20 protein-coding genes and 5 tRNA genes are annotated in these 20,767 nt (G+C 68.8%); 16 read left to right on the top strand and 9 right to left on the bottom strand.

The window, feature by feature from the left end; genetic code table 11:
* Positions 1-12 precede the first annotated feature (12 nt).
* The gene (locus ACZ3H8_RS30970; protein WP_467407488.1) at positions 13-441 is read left to right on the top strand and encodes a DUF6114 domain-containing protein; all 429 of its coding nucleotides are present in this window, start codon (positions 13-15) and stop codon (positions 439-441) included.
* 181 nt (positions 442-622) lie between these two features.
* Here the strand turns inward: ACZ3H8_RS30970 and ACZ3H8_RS30965 are convergent, their stop codons facing one another.
* From ACZ3H8_RS30965 to ACZ3H8_RS30930, 8 genes are all read right to left on the bottom strand, one after another.
* Positions 623-1,204: a GTP-binding protein gene (locus ACZ3H8_RS30965; RefSeq protein WP_050791473.1), complete on the bottom strand. Its 582-nt coding sequence runs from the start codon at positions 1,202-1,204 to the stop codon at positions 623-625.
* Positions 1,185-1,742 (bottom strand): DUF742 domain-containing protein, encoded by a 558-nt coding sequence (locus tag ACZ3H8_RS30960; protein WP_467407486.1) that lies wholly within the window; start codon positions 1,740-1,742, stop codon positions 1,185-1,187. Before ACZ3H8_RS30960 ends, ACZ3H8_RS30965 begins: the two co-directional genes overlap by 20 nt.
* A 92-nt stretch (positions 1,743-1,834) precedes the next feature.
* A complete protein-coding gene (locus ACZ3H8_RS30955) occupies positions 1,835-2,248 on the bottom strand; it encodes a roadblock/LC7 domain-containing protein (RefSeq protein WP_307665799.1) in 414 nt (137 codons plus the stop codon).
* 10 nt (positions 2,249-2,258) lie between these two features.
* A complete protein-coding gene (locus ACZ3H8_RS30950; RefSeq protein WP_467407485.1) occupies positions 2,259-5,399 on the bottom strand; it encodes a nitrate- and nitrite sensing domain-containing protein in 3,141 nt (1,046 codons plus the stop codon).
* Positions 5,400-5,760: 361 nt separating this feature from the next.
* On the bottom strand, positions 5,761-6,342 hold the full coding sequence (locus ACZ3H8_RS30945; protein ID WP_307660891.1) for a GTP-binding protein: 582 nt from the start codon (positions 6,340-6,342) through the stop codon (positions 5,761-5,763).
* Positions 6,323-6,730, bottom strand: a complete 408-nt coding sequence (locus ACZ3H8_RS30940; RefSeq protein ID WP_467407483.1) for a DUF742 domain-containing protein — start codon at positions 6,728-6,730, stop codon at positions 6,323-6,325. The genes ACZ3H8_RS30945 and ACZ3H8_RS30940 overlap by 20 nt, the downstream gene beginning before the upstream one ends.
* A gap of 127 nt (positions 6,731-6,857) precedes the next feature.
* The gene (locus ACZ3H8_RS30935) at positions 6,858-7,271 is read right to left on the bottom strand and encodes a roadblock/LC7 domain-containing protein (protein ID WP_142214992.1); all 414 of its coding nucleotides are present in this window, start codon (positions 7,269-7,271) and stop codon (positions 6,858-6,860) included.
* Positions 7,272-7,280: 9 nt separating this feature from the next.
* Positions 7,281-10,829: a sensor histidine kinase gene (locus ACZ3H8_RS30930; protein ID WP_467407482.1), complete on the bottom strand. Its 3,549-nt coding sequence runs from the start codon at positions 10,827-10,829 to the stop codon at positions 7,281-7,283.
* A 580-nt stretch (positions 10,830-11,409) separates the two neighbouring features.
* Between ACZ3H8_RS30930 and ACZ3H8_RS30925 the strand changes: the two genes are divergently transcribed.
* The 11 genes from ACZ3H8_RS30925 (at position 11,410) to ACZ3H8_RS30875 (ending at position 16,657) form a co-directional block, all read left to right on the top strand.
* A complete protein-coding gene (locus ACZ3H8_RS30925; RefSeq protein ID WP_467407481.1) occupies positions 11,410-11,580 on the top strand; it encodes a hypothetical protein in 171 nt (56 codons plus the stop codon).
* 80 nt (positions 11,581-11,660) lie between these two features.
* Entirely contained in the window at positions 11,661-12,446 is a 786-nt protein-coding gene (locus tag ACZ3H8_RS30920; protein WP_467407479.1) for a fumarylacetoacetate hydrolase family protein, read from the top strand.
* Positions 12,439-13,914, top strand: coding sequence for a glutamate--tRNA ligase (gene gltX, locus ACZ3H8_RS30915; protein WP_467407478.1), 1,476 nt, complete (start codon positions 12,439-12,441; stop codon positions 13,912-13,914). The genes ACZ3H8_RS30920 and gltX overlap by 8 nt, the downstream gene beginning before the upstream one ends.
* A gap of 9 nt (positions 13,915-13,923) precedes the next feature.
* On the top strand, positions 13,924-14,643 hold the full coding sequence (locus tag ACZ3H8_RS30910) for an HAD family hydrolase (RefSeq protein WP_467407477.1): 720 nt from the start codon (positions 13,924-13,926) through the stop codon (positions 14,641-14,643).
* An 87-nt stretch (positions 14,644-14,730) separates the two neighbouring features.
* Positions 14,731-14,802 (top strand) — tRNA-Gln (locus tag ACZ3H8_RS30905).
* Positions 14,803-14,826: 24 nt separating this feature from the next.
* Positions 14,827-14,899 (top strand) — tRNA-Glu (locus ACZ3H8_RS30900).
* Positions 14,900-14,982: 83 nt separating this feature from the next.
* Positions 14,983-15,055 (top strand) — tRNA-Glu (locus ACZ3H8_RS30895).
* Between the two features lie 16 nt (positions 15,056-15,071).
* Positions 15,072-15,143: transfer RNA gene (locus ACZ3H8_RS30890), tRNA-Gln, on the top strand.
* 21 nt (positions 15,144-15,164) lie between these two features.
* Positions 15,165-15,237: transfer RNA gene (locus tag ACZ3H8_RS30885), tRNA-Glu, on the top strand.
* 108 nt (positions 15,238-15,345) lie between these two features.
* On the top strand, positions 15,346-15,699 hold the full coding sequence (locus tag ACZ3H8_RS30880) for an STAS domain-containing protein (RefSeq protein ID WP_467407475.1): 354 nt from the start codon (positions 15,346-15,348) through the stop codon (positions 15,697-15,699).
* Entirely contained in the window at positions 15,689-16,657 is a 969-nt protein-coding gene (locus ACZ3H8_RS30875) for an anti-sigma factor RsbA family regulatory protein (protein ID WP_467407474.1), read from the top strand. The genes ACZ3H8_RS30880 and ACZ3H8_RS30875 overlap by 11 nt, the downstream gene beginning before the upstream one ends.
* A 90-nt stretch (positions 16,658-16,747) precedes the next feature.
* Here ACZ3H8_RS30875 and ndgR read toward each other — a convergent pair whose 3' ends face one another.
* On the bottom strand, positions 16,748-17,464 hold the full coding sequence (gene ndgR / locus ACZ3H8_RS30870; protein ID WP_026278050.1) for an IclR family transcriptional regulator NdgR: 717 nt from the start codon (positions 17,462-17,464) through the stop codon (positions 16,748-16,750).
* A 144-nt stretch (positions 17,465-17,608) separates the two neighbouring features.
* Between ndgR and leuC the strand changes: the two genes are divergently transcribed.
* The 4 genes from leuC to ACZ3H8_RS30850 all read left to right on the top strand — a co-directional run bounded on the left by leuC (position 17,609) and on the right by ACZ3H8_RS30850 (position 20,749).
* Positions 17,609-19,033, top strand: coding sequence for a 3-isopropylmalate dehydratase large subunit (gene leuC / locus ACZ3H8_RS30865; RefSeq protein WP_467407472.1), 1,425 nt, complete (start codon positions 17,609-17,611; stop codon positions 19,031-19,033).
* Positions 19,034-19,039: 6 nt separating this feature from the next.
* On the top strand, positions 19,040-19,633 hold the full coding sequence (gene leuD / locus ACZ3H8_RS30860) for a 3-isopropylmalate dehydratase small subunit (RefSeq protein WP_467407470.1): 594 nt from the start codon (positions 19,040-19,042) through the stop codon (positions 19,631-19,633).
* Between the two features lie 104 nt (positions 19,634-19,737).
* On the top strand, positions 19,738-19,965 hold the full coding sequence (locus ACZ3H8_RS30855; RefSeq protein ID WP_307660880.1) for an SCO5555 family protein: 228 nt from the start codon (positions 19,738-19,740) through the stop codon (positions 19,963-19,965).
* Positions 19,966-20,107: 142 nt separating this feature from the next.
* Positions 20,108-20,749, top strand: coding sequence for an HU family DNA-binding protein (locus ACZ3H8_RS30850; RefSeq protein ID WP_467407469.1), 642 nt, complete (start codon positions 20,108-20,110; stop codon positions 20,747-20,749).
* Positions 20,750-20,767: the final 18 nt, after the last annotated feature.

Below are 20,767 nucleotides of genomic sequence, written 5' to 3'. Positions count from 1 at the left end.
GGGAGCTGTTCTATGAGCGTCGATTCTCCAAGGCGCAACGTCCATTACCTCAAGGGCCTCTGGCTGCACTTCGGCGACTGGCGGGGGAGTCGGCCGTTCTGGGCCGGGCTGCTGACCATGCTCGGCGGGGTGCCGATCGTGTATCTGCCGTACGCGGACCTCGCGATCGGCCAACTCACCATCCAGATGGCCACCAGTGCCGGCTCCGGCTCACTGGTCATCGGCGTGCTTCTCGCGACGCTCGGCCTGACCATGTGGTTCCAGCCCATCGTGCGGGTGTTTGCGGGTGTCGCGGCGATCGTGCTTGCCCTGCTGTCGATTCCGATGTCCAACCTCGGCGGCTTCCTCGTCGGCCTCCTGCTGGCCCTCCTCGGCGCAGCTCTGTCCATCGCCTGGGTGCCCGGTGAGCCGCCGAGATCGGCGGCCGCGTCCAGCGATTGAGGACACTCCCCCTGCGCCCTGCGGGCGTGGGGGGACCCCCAGCGTGCGTACGAGGGGGCTGGGGGCTTGCCCCCAGTTACGGGAAGGGGCGGGGCGGTGGAGAAAACAACAGCAGGACGCCCCCGCACTCCAAGCAGGAGGCGAGGGCGTCCTCAACAGAGACACGCGGCCGTGGTACCGGCTACCGCAGGCGCGCCATCAGTGCGTGCTCGACCAGCGTGATCAGCGCGCTCTTGGCGTCCGCACGATGGCGGGCGTCGGTCGTGATGATCGGGGTGTCGGGGCCGATCTGCAGCGCCTCCCGCACCTCTTCCGGGTTGTACGGCTGGTGTCCGTCGAAACCGTTGAGAGCTATGACGAACGGCAGGCCGCTGTTCTCGAAGTAGTCGACCGCCGGGAAGCAGTCCGCGAGACGACGCGTGTCCACCAGCACCACCGCGCCGATCGCACCGCGGACCAGGTCGTCCCACATAAACCAGAACCGGTCCTGTCCGGGCGTGCCGAACAGGTACAGGATCAGGTCCTGGTCCAGGGTGATACGGCCGAAGTCCATGGCGACGGTGGTCGTCGTCTTGTCCCCGGTGTGGGTCAGGTCGTCGATGCCTGCGGACGCGCTCGTCATGACGGCTTCGGTACGCAGCGGGTTGATCTCCGAGACGGCGCCGACGAACGTGGTCTTGCCCACGCCGAAGCCGCCCGCCACCACGATCTTCGCGCTGGTGGTTGAGCGGGCTGCACCGCCGCTAGAGCTTGCGAAGTCCACTGAGCACCCTTTCGAGCAGTGTCACGGCTGGCTGGCCGCCGGCGGCCTCGTCGCCGCCTGGCTGGTGGATGGCGACAAGTCCGGCCTCCGCCAGGTCGGCGACAAGGATCCGGGCAACGCCGAGGGGGATGGTGAGAAGTGCCGAGATCTCAGCGACCGACTTGATCTCGATGCACAGCCGGCAGATCCGCTGGTGCTCGGGCAACTGCCCTTGCAGCCTTGACGGATCGGCCGTGGTGCTGACCAGTGCCTCGATGGCGAGCTGGTAGCGCGGCCGGGTCCGGCCGCCGGTCATGGCGTACGGGCGCACCAACGGGTTGTGCGTGGCCGTAGGCGCGGGCTCCGGCGCCCGCCGCTGCACCGGCTGGATCCGGGGCTGCTGCGGCTGGTCGTACGAGGGGTCGTACGGCGACTGCTGGTAGGGCTGCTGGGAGCCCTGTCTGCTCGGCGCGGAGGGAAAGTTGAAGCGGTTCTGAGAGTGATCACCCGGCGGTTGGTGAGCACCGTCATAGGGGCGTCCGCCCGGGGGTGTTGCCACGTTTCCTCCTCCGACTGCCGGTCGCCGGTCCATGTCCCTGTGGAGCCGCGCCACCGCACCCTATGGTGCGGTGGCGTGAAACGCACTGTCTGTTAATTGAGAAGACTGCCCTGGAGCTCCGCACGGAGGTCCGGGGTCAACACGCTGCCTGCACGGTCCACCAGCAGAGCCATCTCGTAACCCACCAGGCCGATGTCGGCCTCCGGGTGTGCGAGCACGGCAAGCGAGGAACCGTCGGAGATGGACATGAGGAAGAGGAAGCCCCGATCCATCTCCACCACTGTCTGGTTGACCGCGCCGCCTTCGAAGATCCGGGACGCCCCCGCGGTCAGCGAGGTCAGACCGGAGGCGACCGCCGCCAGCTGATCGGCTCGGTCCCGCGGGAAACCTTCGGACATCGCCAGCAGGAGTCCGTCGGCGGAGACCACCACGGTGTGGGACACCCCAGGGGTGTTGTCCACGAAGTTGGTGATCAACCAGTTCAGATTCTGCGCCGCCTGGCTCATCGGGCTCACACTAACGCTCCTGGTTGTAGGTACTGCCCGAGCCGAAGCCCGGTCCGTTCGTGTCCGTTCCCGCGCTGCGTCCCTGCTGGACGCCGCGCCGCAGGTTGCTCAACCTGCCACGTACGTCCTCCGGGGCGCGGGAGACCTGGGGGCCGCCCTGCGGCGTCTGCTCCGCGGTTCCCTCGACGAGATTGGCCTTGGGCACTCGCCGTGGAAGACCGGAGGGGGTGACCCCGCCCGCCTTCGGCTCGCGGAGCTTCTCCGCCCTCTGCCAGCGCTGGTCGTTGGTCGAGCGCCAGTCCTCGGGGCCGGCGCCGTTGCCGGCCGCCTCGGCCTGACCGCTCTGCGGAGCTTGCTGGGCCTGCTCGGCGGGCTGCTGCCACTGCTGCTGGGGCTGCGGCTGCTGGGTGCCGCCGCGCCGCGGCAGACCGGCGTCGGTCAGCGCGTGGCTGCTGCTCGGAGAGGGTCCCGGACGTTCGAAGCCTACGCGCTCCGGAGCGTTCGTGGGGGCGCCGGGGGCAGATTCCGAATCGGTCCGGTACTCCGGCTCGTACGCACTCTGGTACGTACCTTGTTCCGGCCACTCTGCCTGGTGGGACTGGGTGTCGAACTGTCCGTCGTACTGCGGCTCCGGCGTCTGCGAAGCCTGGTAAGTGGCTTCCGCATATGCGGATTCCTGGTGCTCCTGGGGCCCTTGGTATCCGCCCTGCGGCTGGTAGCCGTCGTACGCCTGCGGCTGCTCCTGGGCGTAGTCCTGCGCGTACTCCTGGCCGTACTCGGAGGCGTACTGCTGCTGCTCCTGCGGGTACTGCGTCTCGTCCCGGTAGAGCGGCCGCTCGCCGCCCTGAGCCTGCGCCTCCAGCGCCGCACGGCGCTCCTCGCGTATCAGCGAGCGGCCCACCGGGTCGAGCTTCGGAGAGTCCTCGTAGCGGGAGTCGTCGAAGCCGAGCTCCGCGGCGGTGCGCATCGGGGCACTCTGGATCGGGGCGGGCTCGAAGACCTGCTGCTCCGGAATGATCTGGGAGACCGTGAAGTCGTCCTCGGGCAGCGGCTCGCCACCGCCACCGTGCGTGATGGCGTCGGGCAGCATGACCAGCGAGGTGGTGCCGGCCTGCTCGCCGGAGGGGCGCAGCTGGACGCGGACGCCGTGCCGGTCGGCAAGGCGGCCGACCACGAACAGGCCCATGCGCTGCGAGACGGCGGCGTCCACCGTCGGCGGGTTGGCCAGCTTGTGGTTGATGTCCGCGAAGTCCTCGGCGGTCAGGCCGATGCCCTTGTCGTGGATCTCGATCATCACGCGGCCGTCGGGCAGACGGGTCGCGGTGACGCGCACCTTGGTCTGCGGCGAGGAGAACGTGGTGGCGTTCTCCAGCAGCTCGGCCAGCAGGTGCACAAGGTCGGTCACGGCCTGGCCGTGGATGTCCGTCTCCGGGACGCCGGTCAGCTCGATGCGCTCGTACGACTCCACCTCGGAGGAGGCGGCACGCAGCACGTCGACCAGCGGCACCGGCTGGTTCCAGCGGCGGCCCGGCTCCTCGCCGGCGAGGACCAGGAGGTTCTCGCCGTTGCGGCGCATACGGGTCGCCAGGTGGTCCAGCTTGAAGAGGTTCTCCAGCTGGTCCGGGTCGGCCTCGTTGTTCTCCAGGTCGGTGATCAGGGTCAGCTGGCCCTCGATCAGCGACTGGTTGCGGCGCGACAGGTTGGTGAAGATCGCGTTGACGTTGCCACGGAGCATGGCCTGCTCGGCGGCGAGCCGCACGGCCTCGCGGTGGACCTGGTCGAAGGCGCGGGCGACTTCGCCGATCTCGTCCTGGCTGTCGATCGGGATCGGCTGCACGCGGGTGTCGACGCGGCCCGGCTCCGTACGCGACAGCTGGTCGACCAGCATCGGCAGACGCTGCTCGGCGATGCCGAAGGCGGCGGTGCGCAGCTGGCGCATCGAGCGGCTCATCTGGCGGGCCATGAGGCCGGCCAGGATGAAGGCGGTGAGCAGGGCGATGACGACGATGCCGCCGTTGGTGATGGCGTCGGTCTTGGCGTCGTCGGAGATCGCCGCGGCCTCGGTCACGGCCTTGTCGACGAGTTCGTTCTCGATCTCGGTGTAGCCGTCGAACTTGGCGGTGGACGCGCCCATCCAGGTCTCGGGCGTGACGTCGAGCTTCTTCAGCTCCTTGGGGCTCAGCCCCTCGCCGATCTTGCCGGCCATGCCGGCCAGGACCTGGCCGCTCTTGTCCCGCGGGGGGTTGAGGCCCAGGGCTTTGAGCTGCTTCTCGCCCGCGGCGGCCTTGCCCGCCATGATCTGCTTCAGCTTGTCCGTGTCGGCCTGGGTGCCGCCGGAGACGTACTCGCCGATCGCGATCTGCTCGAGGTAGTTGTACGAGTTGAACGCCACGGTCTGCTGGGCGCGGACGGTGTCGTCCGCGCTGGGACGGACCAGCAGGTGCATGCCGATGGAGCGCTGGAGCGACGCGGCGGCCTTGGCCAGCTGGACCGCGTAGACCGTACGGCCGTAGCTGGTGATGTTGCCGGTGCCGAGGCCGAGCTCGTTCGAGAACTCCATCAGCGAGTGCTGGACCTTGACGTAGCCCTCTTCGGTCTTCACCGGGTCGAGGGCCTTGGTGTACGCGGCCAGGCGGAGCTTGGCGAGGGTCGGCTCCTCCGCGCGGAAGAGGCTCAGACGGCGATCCAGACCCTGCTTGTCGGGCATGTCCTGGATGGCCAGGTCGAACTTCTTCTTCGCGGCGTCCGTGGTCTCGTACGCCTTGGTGACGGGGGGCTTCTGGCGGTCTGCCTCGCTGGTGGCGGTGAGCAGCGTCGCGGCCGTGAGGTCACGCTCGTTGAGCAGCGCCTGGCCGTACTCCGAGGCGGCGCGCACGATCAGCGCCGTCTTCTCGGCGTCCTGCGCCTCGTCCCAGGTGTCGATGGAGGACTTGACCTGGAAGCCGCCCATCACCAGACCGACGAGCACGGGGATGAGGAGGATCGCGTTCAGACGGGTGGGCACCCGCCAGTTGCGCGGGGACAGCCGACTGGAGCTTCCGGCGGCCGGGGACGGACCGGGCGCATCCGCAGGCGACGCCGCTGTGCGCGGCGGCGGGGTGAAGTTGCCCCGCGCCTGCTGCTCTGCGGAGCTCGTCATGCTTCGCCTCACTCGACCAACAACCTCTCGGCGTCGGCACCTACGCTGTGCCGTGTTTCGTTCAGAGCTTTACTACTAGGGAGTTCGCCAGATTTCAGCACGTCGAGCGGCCCCCTTCCAAACAGTTGGAATCAGCCATTCCGAGTGTGCAGGCCTCAGATAAATCGGGGCATAAGGGGCGAGCCCCGTCAAATGGCGGGGCTGATGTGAGCGCAGTGGTACCACTCGTATGCACCGGGTGTCCGAGGCCGGGTAATTCTCTGTCGAAACGTTATGAACACGGAGGCGGACCGTGTCAATCGACACAGCCCGTCCCCTCACAACTACGACAACTGCCGTACGTCGACGTCCACTTGACCGTCCATTCGACCGTCTACTTGAGCCGTGCCATCAGTGCGTGCTCGACCAGCGTGATCAGGGCGCTCTTGGCGTCCGCGCGGTGGCGGGCGTCGGTGGTGATGATCGGAGCGTCCGGACCGATCTGGAGAGCTTCGCGCACCTCCTCCGGATTGTACGGCTGGTGTCCCTCGAAGCCGTTGAGGGCGACGACGAACGGCAGGCCGCTGTTCTCGAAGTAGTCGACCGCCGGGAAGCAGTCGGCAAGTCTCCGGGTGTCCACCAGCACCACCGCGCCGATCGCACCGCGGACCAGGTCGTCCCACATGAACCAGAAGCGGTCCTGTCCGGGCGTGCCGAACAGGTACAGGATCAGGTCCTGGTCCAGGGTGATACGGCCGAAGTCCATGGCCACCGTCGTGGTGGTCTTGTCCCCGGTGTGGGTCAGGTCGTCGATGCCTGCGGACGCGCTCGTCATGACGGCTTCGGTACGCAGCGGGTTGATCTCCGAGACCGCGCCGACGAACGTGGTCTTGCCCACGCCGAAGCCGCCCGCCACCACGATCTTCGCGCTGGTGGTCGACCGGGCTGCACCGCCGCTAGATCTTGCGAAGTCCACTGAGCACCCTTTCGAGCAGTGTCACATCCGGCGTGCCGCCGGCCTCTCCGTTGCCCGGCTGATGGATTGCCACCATGCCCGCCTCCGCCAGGTCGGCCACGAGGATCCGGGCCACTCCCAGGGGCATCGACAGCAGCGCCGAGACCTCGGCCACCGACTTGACCTCACGGCACAGGTGGCAGATCCGCTGGTGCTCGGGGAGCAGTGTCCCGAGGTGCGCCGGGTCGGCCGTGGTGCTGACCAGTGCCTCTATGGCGAGCTGGTAGCGCGGCCGGGTCCGGCCGCCGGTCATGGCGTACGGACGGACCAGCGGCTGATCGCCCTCAAGTCCGTACGACGCGTCGACTGAGGCGCCGTACGGATCGTGAGAGGCGGGTGGCGGGGTCATGAATCCTCCGGGCGTGACAGCAAGTGGTCGGCGTGCCGTCTGAGTGGGCCGGTGGGGGGCCTGTGGGCGACCTGACGGTGACTGTGCGGTGGCGTATGGCTGAAGCACCTGCGTGGGGTAGGCGGGTTCAGTGCAACAGGCTTCCCTGGAGCTCGGCGCGCAGGTCCGGCGTGAGGACACTGCCCGCCCGGTCCACCAGGAGAGCCATCTCGTAGCCCACGAGGCCGATGTCGCACTCGGGGTGTGCGAGCACGGCCAGCGAGGAGCCGTCGGAGACGGACATGAGGAAGAGGAAGCCGCGCTCCATCTCGACAACGGTCTGGCTGACCGGGCCGCCTTCGAAGATCCGGGACGCCCCCGCGGTCAGCGAGGTCAGCCCGGACGCCACAGCCGCCAGTTGGTCGGCGCGGTCGCGGGGGAATCCTTCGGACATTGCCAGCAGAAGACCGTCGGCGGAGACCACCACCGTGTGGGACACCCCAGGGGTGTTGTCCACGAAGTTGGTGATCAACCAGTTCAGATTCTGCGCCGCCTGGCTCATCGGGCTCAACTAACGCTCCTGCTGGTGAGTGGGGCCGAGGTTGAAGCTGCCGGTCGTCGAGCTGTTCTGCTGACGGCCCTGCTGAATGCCCCGACGGAGATTGGTCAGTCGGCCGCGTACGTCGTCAGGCGCACGCGAAACCTGCGGACCGGCCTGGTTGTTCTGCTCCTGTGCGGTGCCCGGCACAAGGTTGGCGCGCGGGACCCGGCGGGGCAGACCAGAGGTGGTGACGCCGCCGGCTGCGGGCTTCCTGACCCGCTCCGCCTGGCGTACCAACTCGTCATTGGGTGAGGTGCGCCAGGCGGCAGCACTCGCGTTGGGCGCGTTGCCCGGGGTCACCGGGGTCTGCGCCGGGGAGCGCTGCGGCATCGGTGGAACGGGACGGTCCGCCGGCTGCTGCGGCTGCTGTGCCGACTGACCGCCCTGCTGACCGTTCTGAGTGCCGTGGAACCAGTTCGTCTCCAGCGTGTCGTACAGCGGCGTACGGCCGTCGCCGGGACCGGCCGGCGGCAGCGCCTCGGGCTGCGGCTGCGGGGGCAGCGCTCCCCCATGGCCTCCGGCATGGGAGGTGCCCCCAGCGGGGCGCGGCGCGGCGAAGCCGGAGTTGTCCCGGCCGCCGCGCTGGCGCGGGGCCGGAGCGTTGAAATCGGGACGAGCGAACTGAGCGGTGGACGCAGGGTCCTGCGAGCCGTTCAGATCCTGACGGGCGTACTGGCCCGTGGACGAGGGGTCAGGCGTGCCGTACACATCGCCGCGTACGAACTGTCCTGTGGAGCCCGAAGCGGCGCCCGTGTTGGCGCCTCGCGGCGGCGGGGCGTTGAAGTCGGGCCGTGCGAACTCCGCCGTCGAGCCGGGACCGCGGGTGGAGTCGCTGTCCTCGTGGCCGCGCGGCGCATCCGCTGCCGGACGCTGCTGCGGGGCCGGCGGCTGCTCGCTGCCCCAACTGGCGGCCTGCGGACGCTGCGGGCGCTGCGGCTCCTCGCGGCGGGGGTTGCCGCCGGGGAGCTCGGCGCGCGGGCCGCCGGAGGGCGGCAGCTGCCGGCCTCGGTCACCTGCGGCCGGAGCACCCTGCTGGAAGCCGTTCTGGCGCGCTTCGTTACGGGAGGGAGCGTTCTGCGCCCCGCGGCCCGCGCTCGAGCCGAAGGCGCCGGCGAGACCGCCGCCCTGACCGCCCTGCTGACCCTGACCCGGGCGCGCAGCCCCGTCACGGGGCGGCAGCGCGGCACGCGGAGCACCGGCACCGAGCCGCCCGCCCGCGGGAGCACCGCCGAGACCGGGACGGCTGCCGCCGCCGGCGCCACCGGGAGCACCGCCCGGCCGGCCGCCGAGGCTCGCGGGACCGCCCTGCGCCGGGGGAACGGCGCCCTGGCCGCCCGCCCCGGGCATGCCCGGGGCCTTCTTGCCGCCGTGGGCGACATCGACGGGGAGCATGACCAGCGCGGTCGTGCCACCGGAGTCGGAGGGGCGCAGCTGGATGCGGATGCCGTGCCGCAGGGACAGCCGGCCGACCACGAACAGACCCATGCGGCGCGAGACCGAGACGTCCACAGTGGGCGGCGACGCCAGCCGCTCGTTGATCGCGGCGAGGTCCTCGGGGGAGAGTCCGATGCCGGTGTCGTGGATCTCGACCAGGACGCGGCCGTCGGGCAGCGCGTGACCGGTGACGCGGACCTTGGTCTGCGGCGAGGAGAACGAGGTCGCGTTCTCGAGCAGCTCGGCCAGGAGGTGCACAAGGTCGTTGACGACGCGGCCAGCGACCTCGGTCGCGGGGACCGCGGCCAGTTCGATGCGCTCGTACTGCTCCACCTCGGAGGCGGCGGCACGGAGCACGTCGACAAGCGGGACCGGCCGGGTCCACCGGCGGCCCGGCTCCTCGCCCGCGAGGACGAGGAGGTTTTCGCCGTTCCGGCGCATACGGGTCGCGAGGTGGTCCAGCTTGAAGAGGGAGGACAGCTGGTCCGGGTCGGCCTCGCGGGACTCCAGCTCGGAGATGAGCGAGAGCTGACGCTGGATAAGGCCCTGGCTGCGGCGCGAGAGGTTGGTGAACATCGCGTTGACGTTGCCTCGCAGCAGCGCCTGCTCGGCGGCCAGTCGGACCGCCTCCCGGTGCACGTCGTCGAAGGCCGCGGCCACCTGGCCGATCTCGTCCCTGGAGTGCACACCGACGGACTCGACGGAGGTGTCGACGTCCTGCGGGTCGGCCTCGGACAACTGCTTGACCAGCTCGGGCAGCCGGTCCTGGGCGACCTTGGTCGCGGTGTCCTGCAGCCGGCGCAGCGAGCGGATCATGGAGCGGGCCACGACGAAGGCGCCGACGAGCGAGACGCCGAGGACGACGAGGATCAGCGCACCGTTGATGATCGCGTCGCGCTGGGACTGCTCGCGCAGCTCACGGGCCTTGCCCTCCATCTGGCCGAGCAGCGTGGCCTCGATGGTCTTCATGGCGTTGATGCGGACCGAGTAGTCGTCGGTCCAGTCCAGGTGCGAGCGCTTCTCCAGGCCGGCCAGACCGTTCCTGTTGTCCAGCGCGCGCTTGGCGTACAGCTCGGACGCGGTGATCGTCGGGTTGCCGTTCTCCATCGGCTCGGTCAGCTCGTCGGCGTTGCCGCCGGAGGACTCGTAGACCGACTTGAAGGCCTTGAGCTGGGTCTCGCCGTTGTCGCGGGCGGCCTTGCCGTAGAGCCGGTCGCTCTCCTCGAGGCCAGGACCGTTCGGGTCGGCGCCGCCCTTTGGCAGCGCGGCGGCGATGATCGCGCGCTGGATGGAGGCGTACTCCTTGGCGGCGGAGAAGGCCGCCAGGGCGCGCGTCCGCTTGATCATCTCCGGGTTGCTGGTCGCCTGCGCCATGTCCTGGGAGAGGCTCAGCAGCGATTCGATCAGCCGGCTGTAGCCCTCCACCGTCAGGGAGTGCGGGATGTTCGGGGCGTAGGCGGTCTCACGGATACCGTTGAGCTGGTTGACCTGGACGGCGATCTGGTTCGCGTTGGCGCGGATGCTCTCCAGCGCGTCGTCCTCGTCCGTGTTGGGGATGTCACGGGTGGCTTCGAGGAACGACTTCCTGGCCCGGTCGGTCGCGGCCCGCGGTCCGGAGATCTTGAAGTCGGCGACCGGGGTGTTGTTGGACAGCGGACCCGCAGAAAGGTCCCGCTCCGACTGGAGCGCCTGCGCCAGCTCGGTCGCCTGCTTGGTCATCTTGGTGAGCAGCTGCATGTGATCCAGCTGCCGCATGTCGTCCATGGACTCGTTGATACGGAGTCCGCCCAGCGTGGTCGCGGCGACGACCGGCAGGGTCAGCAGGGAGACCAGACGCGTGCTGATGCGCCAGTTGCGCAGTGCTATTCGCGAACCGGTTTCCGTGGGCCCCTTCGGCTTCAGCGGGGCCTTGGGCCCGTCGCCGCCGGGTGCCGCCGCGCCGGGGCGCGCGGCACGTTCGCCGCTGTCGCCGGGCGCTGCCGGTCCCTGGTTCTGGGTGTGCCGGGGCGAGGATCCGCGGTCGGTCCCGCCGCGCGGCTCCTGTTCCGCCGCAGCGCTGCCATCCCTCTTGAAACGTCCCTGCACTAGCGTCGCAACCTCTGGACCAGGCGTCCCTCCGCTTGCGCGGCGGGACGGTGTCGGCGTCGTGGGGCGAAGAACGCGCCCCAGTGGTGGTCGTGAGTGACCGGCGCTGCTCCCCCTTCCCCGCCGCACTCGGCGCTGCGTTGCGCCGCCTTGCGCGCCGGCCTGAAACCGCGGCGGTGCGTGGAATTCCAGCACAGTGCCGGATCTCCAACAAGGGCCGTGTACCGGGCTGTGACCTGGATGACACGGTGTGAGCATTGCGTCACAAGGCGTAGAAAGAGTTCGCGGAGGAAACGGACTTTTGCTTACGAGTTACTTAGGGGTGGGGGGTGTCCCAGTCGCCATGATCAGGAGCGGAATGTTGCCTTCAGGGATGTAATGTCTGTTTCTCTGCGGGTAGTTGCCTGTCTGCAATGACCGAATTGACCGCCAACCCGTGAGGAAACTCACATGGAGATCGCCGTCTCCCGCTGGCTTTCCCGGGGAATTGAATGTTTAGCCTGACGCTTTACAGGGATGGGAAATCCGTCAACCGGCGCTCACCTGGGTGCCCGTACTCCGACAGGGTCTGAAACAACAGATGAAGACGATGATGTTCCGCAACATAGCCAACCCCCGGCGCACCACCCTCGCGCACCTCAAGGACGCCGAGGAGCTACAGACGCCGGAACAGCTGGAGCACACGGTCGATCTTCCCACCCAGACGGCCAACCCCCGCCGCACCATCCTCGTGGACGCCCCCGCCCAGTAATGCGCCGGGCCGTGCCCGCACCCGCGTTAGCCTGGAGCGTCACACTCCAGTCAGCGTAAGTAGAGGGGCACCCGCATCCCGTGCGCATCGCCAGGTTCTCCATCGACGGCAATGTCGCCTTCGGCGCGGTCGAGGGCGAAGGCACCGGTGACTCAGCCGGTCTCGTCCTCGACATCATCAAGGGCATCCCGTTCGCGGACTTCGAGCTCTCCGGCACGAAGGTCCCGCTGAGCAAGGTCCGGCTGCTGCCGCCCGTGCTTCCCAACAAGGTCGTGGCCTTCGGCCGCAACTACGCGGAGCACGCGGCGGAGCTCGGCCACGAGGTCCCCGACGCGCCGTTCGCGTTCTTCAAGCCGTCCACCTCGGTGGTCGGCCCCGGCGACCCGATCGCGTACCCCTCCTTCTCGAACGAACTGCACCACGAGGCCGAACTGGCCGTGGTCATCGGCCGGATGTGCCGCGAGGTCCCGCGCGAGCGCGTCAAGGACGTCATCCTCGGCTACACCTGCGCCAATGACGTCACCGCGCGCGACGTGCAAAAGCGCGAGAAGCAATGGGCCAGGGCAAAGGGCTTCGACAGCTCCTGCCCGCTCGGCCCCTGGGTGGAGACCGACCTCGACCCGAGCGACCTGGCCATCCAGTGCACGGTCAACGGCGAACAGCGCCAGCTCGGCCGTACGAGCCAGATGATCCACTCCATCGAGGACCTGATCGTCAACATCACCGAGGCCATGACGCTGCTCCCGGGCGACGTGATCCTCACCGGCACCCCCGCCGGGGTCGGCCCTCTCAACGTCGGCGACGAGGTCGCCGTCACCATTCAAGGCATCGGCACTCTCACCAACAAGGTGATCAAGCGTGACTAACGCGAACGTCCGCGTACGTTTCTGTCCCTCGCCGACCGGCAACCCGCATGTGGGTCTGGTCCGCACCGCCCTGTTCAACTGGGCCTTCGCCCGGCACAACGGCGGCACCATGGTCTTCCGCATCGAGGACACCGACGCGGCCCGCGACTCCGAGGAGTCGTACAACCAGCTGCTCGACTCGATGCGCTGGCTCGGCCTGGACTGGGACGAGGGCCCCGAGGTCGGCGGCCCGCACGCCCCCTACCGCCAGTCGCAGCGGATGGACATCTACAAGGACGTCGCCGAGAAGCTGATGGCCGGCGGCTACGCGTACGAGTGCTTCTGCACCGCCGTCGAGCTGGAGGCCCGCCGGGACGCCGCCCGCCTGGCCGGCAAGCCGTCCGGCTACGACGGCACCTGCCGCAACCTCTCCGCCGAGCGCATCGCGCGGTACAAGGCCGAAGGCCGTCCTGCCATCGTCCGCTTCAAGATGCCCGACGAGCCGATCACCTTCACGGACCTGGTCCGCGGCGAGCTCACCTTCACCCCGGACAACGTCCCGGACTACGGCATCGTCCGCGCCAACGGCGCCCCGCTCTACACGCTGGTCAACCCGGTCGACGACGCGCTGATGGAGATCACGCACGTCCTGCGCGGCGAGGACCTGCTGTCCTCCACCCCGCGGCAGATCGCGCTCTACAAGGCGCTGATCGAGCTGGGCATCGCCAAGGAGACGCCTGCCTTCGGGCATCTGCCGTACGTCATGGGCGAGGGCAACAAGAAGCTGTCCAAGCGCGACCCGCAGGCGTCCCTCAACGTCTACCGCGAGCGCGGCTTCCTCCCCGAGGGCCTGCTCAACTACCTCTCGCTGCTCGGCTGGTCCTTCTCCGCCGACCAGGACGTCTTCTCGGTCGCCGAGCTGATCGAGAGGTTCGATATCGCGGACGTCAACGCCAACCCGGCCCGCTTCGACCTGAAGAAGGCGGAGGCGATCAACGCCGACCACATCCGTCGGCTGGATGTGAAGGACTTCATCGAGGCGTGCCGCCCCTGGCTGCAGGCCCCGCACGCCAACTGGGCCCCGGAGAAGTTCGACGAGGCGGCCTGGCAGGCGATCGCCCCGCACGCCCAGACCCGGCTGACCGTCCTCTCGGACATCACCGCCAACGTCGACTTCCTCTTCCTGGAGGCTCCGGTCGAGGACGAGGCGTCCTGGGCGAAGGCGATGAAGGAGGGCTCGGACGCCCTGCTCCGTACGGCCCGCGAGAAGCTGGCCGACGCGGACTGGTCGAGCCCGGAGTCGCTCAAGAACGCGGTCCTCGCGGCGGGCGAGGAGCACGGCCTGAAGCTCGGCAAGGCCCAGGCCCCGGTCCGCGTCGCGGTCACCGGCCGCACGGTGGGCCTGCCGCTCTTCGAGTCGCTGGAGATCCTGGGCCGGGAGAAGACGCTGTCCCGGATTGACGCGGCGCTGGCGAAGCTGGCCGCCTAAGCTCGGATCATGACCATCCGAGCCGTGCTCTGGGACATCGACGACACGATCTTCGACTACACCAGCGCCGACCGCGTCGGCATGCGAGAGCATCTGCAGATCGAGGGCATGCCCGACGGATACGAATCCGTGGGGCAGGCCCTCGACTCATGGCGGGAGATGACCGAATTCCACTGGGCCCGCTTCGCCTGCGGTGAGACCGACTTCCAGGGGCAGCGCCGGGACCGCGTCCGCAGCTTTCTCGGTACGCCGCTCAGCGACGCCGACGCCGATGCCTGGTTCGACCGGCACGTCGCCCACTACGAGGCCGCCTGGTCGCTCTTCCGGGACACCGTGCCCGTCCTGGACCTGCTCGCGGACGACTACCGCCATGCCGTCCTGTCCAACTCCAGCATCCACAACCAGGACCGCAAGCTGCGCGTTCTCGGCGTACGGGACCGGTTCGAGGCCGTCTTGTGCGCCGTCGAACTGGGCGTGTCCAAGCCCGAACCCGGCGCCTTCCACGCCGCCTGCGACGAGCTCGCGCTCGCGCCGCACGAGGTCGCCTATGTAGGGGACCATCCCGACATCGACGCGCAGGGCGCCGTCGCCGCCGGACTGGCCGGGATCTGGCTGGACCGCACCGGTCTTGGAGGCCGACCCGAGCTCACCCGGATCACCGGACTCGACCAGCTCCCTGGCCTGCTGCGCGGCGAATCCCGTTTTGGAGCGCCGGACACCTTCGGGTAATGTTCTTCCTGCGCCGCCCGAGAGGGCCGAGAGGTCCGGCAGGGGAGCGCAAACCAAACAAACCCCCTCCCGGGGGTTGAGTTTTGGTGGGCTATGGTGTAATTGGCAGCACGACTGATTCTGGTTCAGTTAGTCTAGGTTCGAGTCCTGGTAGCCCAGCTCGCAGAAATGATCTTCTGCAAAGCCCCCGTTGTGTAGCGGCCTAGCACGCTGCCCTCTCAAGGCAGTAGCGCCGGTTCGAATCCGGTCGGGGGTACAGATCCATCCCGTTGATCATCAGGGTCGCACCCGATGATCGTGCGGTGACATCACCCGGCTCTGCCGGGTGGGATCGCTAGGGCCCCCGTTGTGTAGCGGCCTAGCACGCCGCCCTCTCAAGGCGGTAGCGCCGGTTCGAATCCGGTCGGGGGTACTGGTCTAAACCACCATGGCCTATGGTGTAATTGGCAACACTACGGTTTCTGGTACCGTCATTCTAGGTTCGAGTCCTGGTAGGCCAGCTCGCGGAGCTTATCCGCAAGGCCCCCGTTGTGTAGCGGCCTAGCACGCCGCCCTCTCAAGGCGGTAGCGCCGGTTCGAATCCGGTCGGGGGTACGCATCGAAGAGGCTCTCCGCACATGCGGAGGGCCTCTTCGCGTCTGCCTCGCATCCTCCTCCGTCCCCCTCCTTCCTCCAGCGCTCGCAGCGGCGGATACTCCGCGCATGGAGGCTGCCGACGCGGAACCACTCGTACGCACAGCCGAGTTACGCATCACCCGTATCCGCCGGCCGCCCGGGCTGAGGATCGAGGGCGTAGTGGACGTCCACACGCACCGTCATCTGCGCGGCGCGCTCGACGTCATCGCGTCCGTCGAAGGCGATCTCCAACTCGAGCTCTCCAGGCTGGAGTTCCTCGATCTCGGCGGACTGCGCATGCTGATCGGCTTCGCCCGGACGCGAAACGCGGGCCACCACGTGGAGTTGACCGGCCTCGCCCCGCATCTGCGGAATGTGATCGCGCTGGTCGGCTGGGACGAGACACCCGGTCTGTGGCTTGGAGACCACCGTGTCAACTGACCCGTCCCACAACGGATTTGTCCACCACGCCTGCCTGTACGGCGACGACGAGGAATTCCTGGCGATGGCCGTGCCGTTCGCCGAGGAGGGGCTGGCCGCGGGGGAGCCGGTGCTCGCCGTGACCACGCCCGCCAACATCCAACTCCTGCGGGACGCACTGGGGGAGTGGGCCCTGGCTCTCGACACCGCCGACACCGCCTGCTTCGGCCGCCGGCCGGTGGGCCGGGTCGCCGCGTTCCTGAGGTATTCGAACCACTACGGGGAGCCGGGCCGCCCGGTGCGGATGATCGCCGAGCCGGAGTGGGCGGGGAAGTGTCCACGCCAGATCGCCGAGTGGAAGCGGATGGAGTCCGGGCTCAATGTGCTGCTCGCGCACACCGACGCCCGGCTGATCTGCACGTACGACACCAGAACCGTGCCCGACCACGTCGTGGAGGCCGCCTGGGCAACCCATCCGCGCCATGTCGTGGGGGACCTTGTGCTGCCCTGCGGGACGTACACGGACCCCGAGGTCTACGCGCCGGCCGGGCAGGGCCCCCTCCCGCCGCCGCCCGCGAGCGCCGCGCTCCTCGAACCGCCGGCCTCTCTCGCGGCGGTACGGCGCTTCGCGCGGCTGCGGGCCGAAGCGGCGGGCCTGGCCGGGCAGCGGGTGGCGCTGGCCGAGACGCTGGCCAACGAGGCGCTGACCTGGCTGTTGGCGCGCGGTGCGAGCGATGCGGAGCTACGGGTCTGGGAGGAGCCGGGCGCCGTGGTGTGGGACCTGCTGGCCCTGGACCGCGAGGCGGCCCTGCCAGGGCCCTACGCGGGCTTCGTACCGCCGGGGCCGGAGGCGGGGCAGCACGACGGGCTCTGGCTGCTGCGGAGCCTTTGCGAGGCGGTGGAGCTGTGCGGCGAGGACGGCGGCGGGCTGCGCCTGCGGCTGCGCTCCGCGGGGCCACGCACCTTCCAGTGGCCCTGAAAGCCGCCGAGGCCCCATCTTCCCGGAAGGCGCGTCCCGGCCGGCCGCTGCGGCGTGGAAGCGGCCGGCCGGTATGTGAAACAGCGTCGATCAGCCGGAGCGGCGCAGCGCCTCGCTCAGGCGGGCCGCGGCGTCGATGACCGCCTGAGCGTGCATCCGGCCCGGGTGGCGGGTCAGACGCTCGATGGGCCCGGATACCGAGACGGCGGCGACCACGCGGTTCGAGGGGCCGCGCACGGGCGCGGAGACGGACGCCACGCCCGGCTCGCGCTCGCCGATCGACTGGGCCCAGCCCCGGCGCCGTACGCCGGACAGGGCCGTCGCCGTGAAACGGGCGCCCTGCAGTCCGCGGTGCAGCCGCTCCGGCTCCTCCCAGGCCATCAGGATCTGGGCCGACGAGCCGGCCTTCATGGTGAGCGTGGAGCCGACCGGCACGGTGTCCCGCAGTCCGGACAGCCGCTCGGCCGCGGCCACGCAGATGCGCATGTCTCCCTGCCGGCGGTAGAGCTGCGCGCTCTCGCCGGTGACATCGCGCAGATGCGTGAGCACGGGCCCGGCCGTGGCCAGCAGCCGGTCCTCGCCCGCCGCGGCGGCGAGCTCGGCCAGCCGCGGGCCCAGGATGAACCGGCCCTGCATGTCCCTCGCCACCATCCGGTGGTGTTCCAGTGCCACGGCAAGGCGATGTGCCGTGGGTCGTGCAAGCCCTGTCGCCGCGACCAGCCCGGCGAGGGTGGCCGGACCGGACTCCAGTGCGCTCAATACCAGAGCTGCCTTGTCGAGAACGCCGACGCCGCTAGAGTTGTCCATGCAACGATATTCACGTCTCACACTGTGAAACGCAAGTTCAATTTTTCCGAGAACCCGCCACCCTGGAGTTGCGACCCGCGGACCAACGGGCTCGCGACAAGATCTCTAGTTGTGTCGGCGGAACGGTCGGCCGGAGGGAAATCGATGGGTAGGACACTCGCGGAGAAGGTCTGGGACGACCATGTCGTCCGGCGCGCCGAGGGCGAGCCCGACCTCCTCTTCATCGATCTGCACCTGCTGCACGAGGTGACCAGCCCCCAGGCCTTCGACGGGCTGCGCCTCAACGGCCGCCAGGTGCGCAGGCTCGACCTCACCATCGCGACCGAGGATCACAACACCCCGACCCTCGACATCGACAAGCCCATCGCCGACCCGGTTTCCCGCGTCCAGTTGGAGACGCTGCGCAAGAACTGCGCCGACTTCGGCGTACGTCTGCATCCGCTGGGCGACGTCGAGCAGGGCGTCGTCCACGTCGTGGGCCCGCAGCTGGGTCTGACCCAGCCCGGCACCACCGTGGTCTGCGGCGATTCGCACACCTCCACCCACGGCGCTTTCGGCGCGCTTGCGTTCGGCATCGGCACCTCCCAGGTGGAGCATGTGCTGGCCACCCAGACGCTGCCGCTGGCCCGCCCCAAGACCATGGCCATCACGGTCGAGGGCGAACTGCCCGACATTGTCACCGCCAAGGACCTGATCCTGGCCATCATCGCGAAGATCGGCACCGGCGGCGGCCAGGGCTACATCCTGGAATACCGCGGCTCCGCCATCGAGAAGCTCTCGATGGAGGCCCGGATGACCATCTGCAACATGTCGATCGAGGCGGGCGCCCGGGCCGGCATGATCGCCCCCGACGAGACCACTTTCGACTATCTGCGGGGCCGCGACCACGCCCCCAAGGACGCCGAGTGGGACGCCGCCGTCGAGTACTGGAAGACCCTGCGCACCGACGACGACGCCGTCTTCGACGCCGAGGTGTTCATCGACGCCGCCGAACTGGCGCCGTTCGTCACCTGGGGCACCAACCCCGGCCAGGGCGCGCCCCTGTCGGCGAACGTCCCCGACCCGGCTTCGTACGAGGACGCTTCGGAGCGGCACGCCGCAGAAAAGGCCCTGGAATACATGGGGTTGAGCGCCGGCCAGCCGCTGCGCGACATCAAGGTGGACACCGTCTTCGTAGGCTCCTGCACCAACGGCCGTATCGAGGACCTGCGCAACGCGGCCGCCATTGTGGAAGGCCGCAAAGTCGCCGACGGCGTACGGATGCTGGTGGTCCCCGGCTCTGTACGGGTCGCGCTGCAGGCCGTCGCGGAAGGCCTGGACAAGGTCTTCACCGCTGCCGGCGCCGAATGGCGGCACGCGGGCTGCTCGATGTGTCTGGGCATGAACCCCGACCAACTGGCTCCCGGCGAGCGCTCCGCGTCCACCTCCAACCGCAACTTCGAGGGCAGGCAGGGCAAGGGCGGACGCACCCATCTGGTCTCGCCCCAGGTCGCCGCGGCCACCGCGGTACTGGGCCATCTGGCCTCGCCCGCCGACCTGTCCGAAGCCCCCGCGACCGCCGGAGTCTGAGCAACCATGGAAGCTTTCACCACGCACACCGGCCGGGCTGTTCCGCTGCGCCGCAGCAACGTCGACACCGACCAGATCATCCCGGCCCACTGGCTGAAGAAGGTCACCCGCGACGGCTTCGAGGACGGGCTCTTCGAGGCCTGGCGCAAGGATTCGTCGTTCATCCTCAACCAGCCCGAGCGGCAGGGTGCCACGGTCCTGGTGGCCGGCCCGGAGTTCGGCACCGGTTCCTCTCGCGAGCACGCCGTGTGGGCCCTGCAGAACTACGGCTTCAAGGCCGTCATCTCCTCCCGGTTCGCCGACATCTTCCGAGGCAACTCGCTCAAGAACGGCCTGCTGACGGTGGTTCTGGACCAGAAGATCGTGGATGCGCTCTGGGAGGTCACCGAAGCCGACCCGACCGCCGAAATCACCGTGGACTTGGAGAAGCGACAGGTTCTGGCCACCGGAATCACGGCCGACTTCGAGCTTGACGAGAACGCCCGATGGAGGCTGCTGAACGGTCTGGACGACATCAGCCTCACCCTTCAGAACGAAGCGGACATCGCGGCTTACGAGGCATCCCGACCGGCCTTCAAGCCTCGTACAATTGAGGCCTGAGCAGCGCTTTTCCCGTACTGCGCCCCCCACCGTCCGGTGGGGGGCGCAGTCGCTTGTTGAGACCCCGTCGGGCGACAACTCGCCCCAGATGGCACAATCGGTGCATGGAACGCGACAGCCAACTCGAGCTCTACGAGGCAGTCGCGGCCCGATTGAAGCAAGCGCACACAAGGGTGCGTGAACTGCAAGTCCCGGAGGGCGTAAGGATGGCGCTGTCCCGGAAGCTGCTGGTCGTCACGGCCGCGGCGAAGCACGATCTCCCGGATGCGGCAAGGCGTCTGGACCGCTTCATGAAGGACCTCGACGAGGGCCGATTCCCTGAAGGCGACTGACACCCAAAGTTCCGCGACGGTCGACTTCGTTGCGGCACTAGGGTGATTAGCCCGTTTCGTGTTTGATTTGCGGTATATATCTGCCTAACGTGCGAAAAAGCCTGGACGCATTCGTTCCGGCAATGTCTCCGAAGGGGAAGACGTGAACAAGGCGCAGCTCGTAGAAGCGATTGCCGACAAGGTCGGCGGCCGTCAGCAGGCCGCCGAGGCTGTCGACGCGGTACTTGACGCGATCGTCCGCGCAGTTGTCGGCGGAGACCGGGTTTCGGTCACCGGCTTCGGCTCGTTCGAGAAGGTGGACCGTCCTGCTCGTTACGCCCGCAACCCGCAGACGGGTGAGCGCGTACGGGTCAAGAAGACCTCGGTGCCGCGATTCCGTGCGGGCCAGGGCTTCAAGGACCTGGTGAGCGGCTCGAAGAAGCTCCCGAGGGGTGGCGAGGTCGCCGTCAAGAAGGCTCCCAAGGGCAGCCTTTCGGGCGGGGTTCCCAGCCGTATGGCCGCCAAGGCCGCGGCCAAGAAGGTCACCGCCAGGAAGGCGGCTGTGAAGAAGGCCGCCGTCAAGAAGACGGTGGCGAAGAAGGTCGCGGCGAAGAAGGCCGCCGTCAAGAAGACGGTGGCGAAGAAGGCGACCGCCAAGAAGGCCGCGGCCAAGAAGACCGCCGCCAAGAAGGCGACCGCCAAGAAGACCGCGCCGGCCAAGAAGGCCACGGCCAAGAAGGCGCCGGCCAGGAAGACGACGGCGCGCAAGACGACCGCCAAGAAGACCACCGCCAGGAAGAAGTAAGCGGCAAAGGGTCACAGA

This window comes from Streptomyces sp. NPDC002868 (assembly GCF_055563295.1).
This window is presented reverse-complemented; position numbering and strand designations above follow the sequence as displayed.

Bases quoted from the DNA above. Each gene is read 5' to 3' on its own strand.
- ACZ3H8_RS30955 (WP_307665799.1), bottom strand. From the start codon at position 2,248: ATGAGCCAGGCGGCGCAGAATCTGAACTGGTTGATCACCAACTTCGTG.
- leuD (WP_467407470.1), top strand. From the start codon at position 19,040: ATGGAAGCTTTCACCACGCACACCGGCCGGGCTGTTCCGCTGCGCCGC.
- ACZ3H8_RS30910 (WP_467407477.1), top strand. From the start codon at position 13,924: ATGACCATCCGAGCCGTGCTCTGGGACATCGACGACACGATCTTCGAC.
- ACZ3H8_RS30940 (WP_467407483.1), bottom strand. From the start codon at position 6,730: ATGACCCCGCCACCCGCCTCTCACGATCCGTACGGCGCCTCAGTCGAC.
- ACZ3H8_RS30925 (WP_467407481.1), top strand. From the start codon at position 11,410: ATGAAGACGATGATGTTCCGCAACATAGCCAACCCCCGGCGCACCACC.
- ndgR (WP_026278050.1), bottom strand. From the start codon at position 17,464: ATGGACAACTCTAGCGGCGTCGGCGTTCTCGACAAGGCAGCTCTGGTA.
- ACZ3H8_RS30935 (WP_142214992.1), bottom strand. From the start codon at position 7,271: ATGAGCCAGGCGGCGCAGAATCTGAACTGGTTGATCACCAACTTCGTG.
- ACZ3H8_RS30970 (WP_467407488.1), top strand. From the start codon at position 13: ATGAGCGTCGATTCTCCAAGGCGCAACGTCCATTACCTCAAGGGCCTC.
- ACZ3H8_RS30855 (WP_307660880.1), top strand. From the start codon at position 19,738: ATGGAACGCGACAGCCAACTCGAGCTCTACGAGGCAGTCGCGGCCCGA.
- ACZ3H8_RS30880 (WP_467407475.1), top strand. From the start codon at position 15,346: ATGGAGGCTGCCGACGCGGAACCACTCGTACGCACAGCCGAGTTACGC.
- leuC (WP_467407472.1), top strand. From the start codon at position 17,609: ATGGGTAGGACACTCGCGGAGAAGGTCTGGGACGACCATGTCGTCCGG.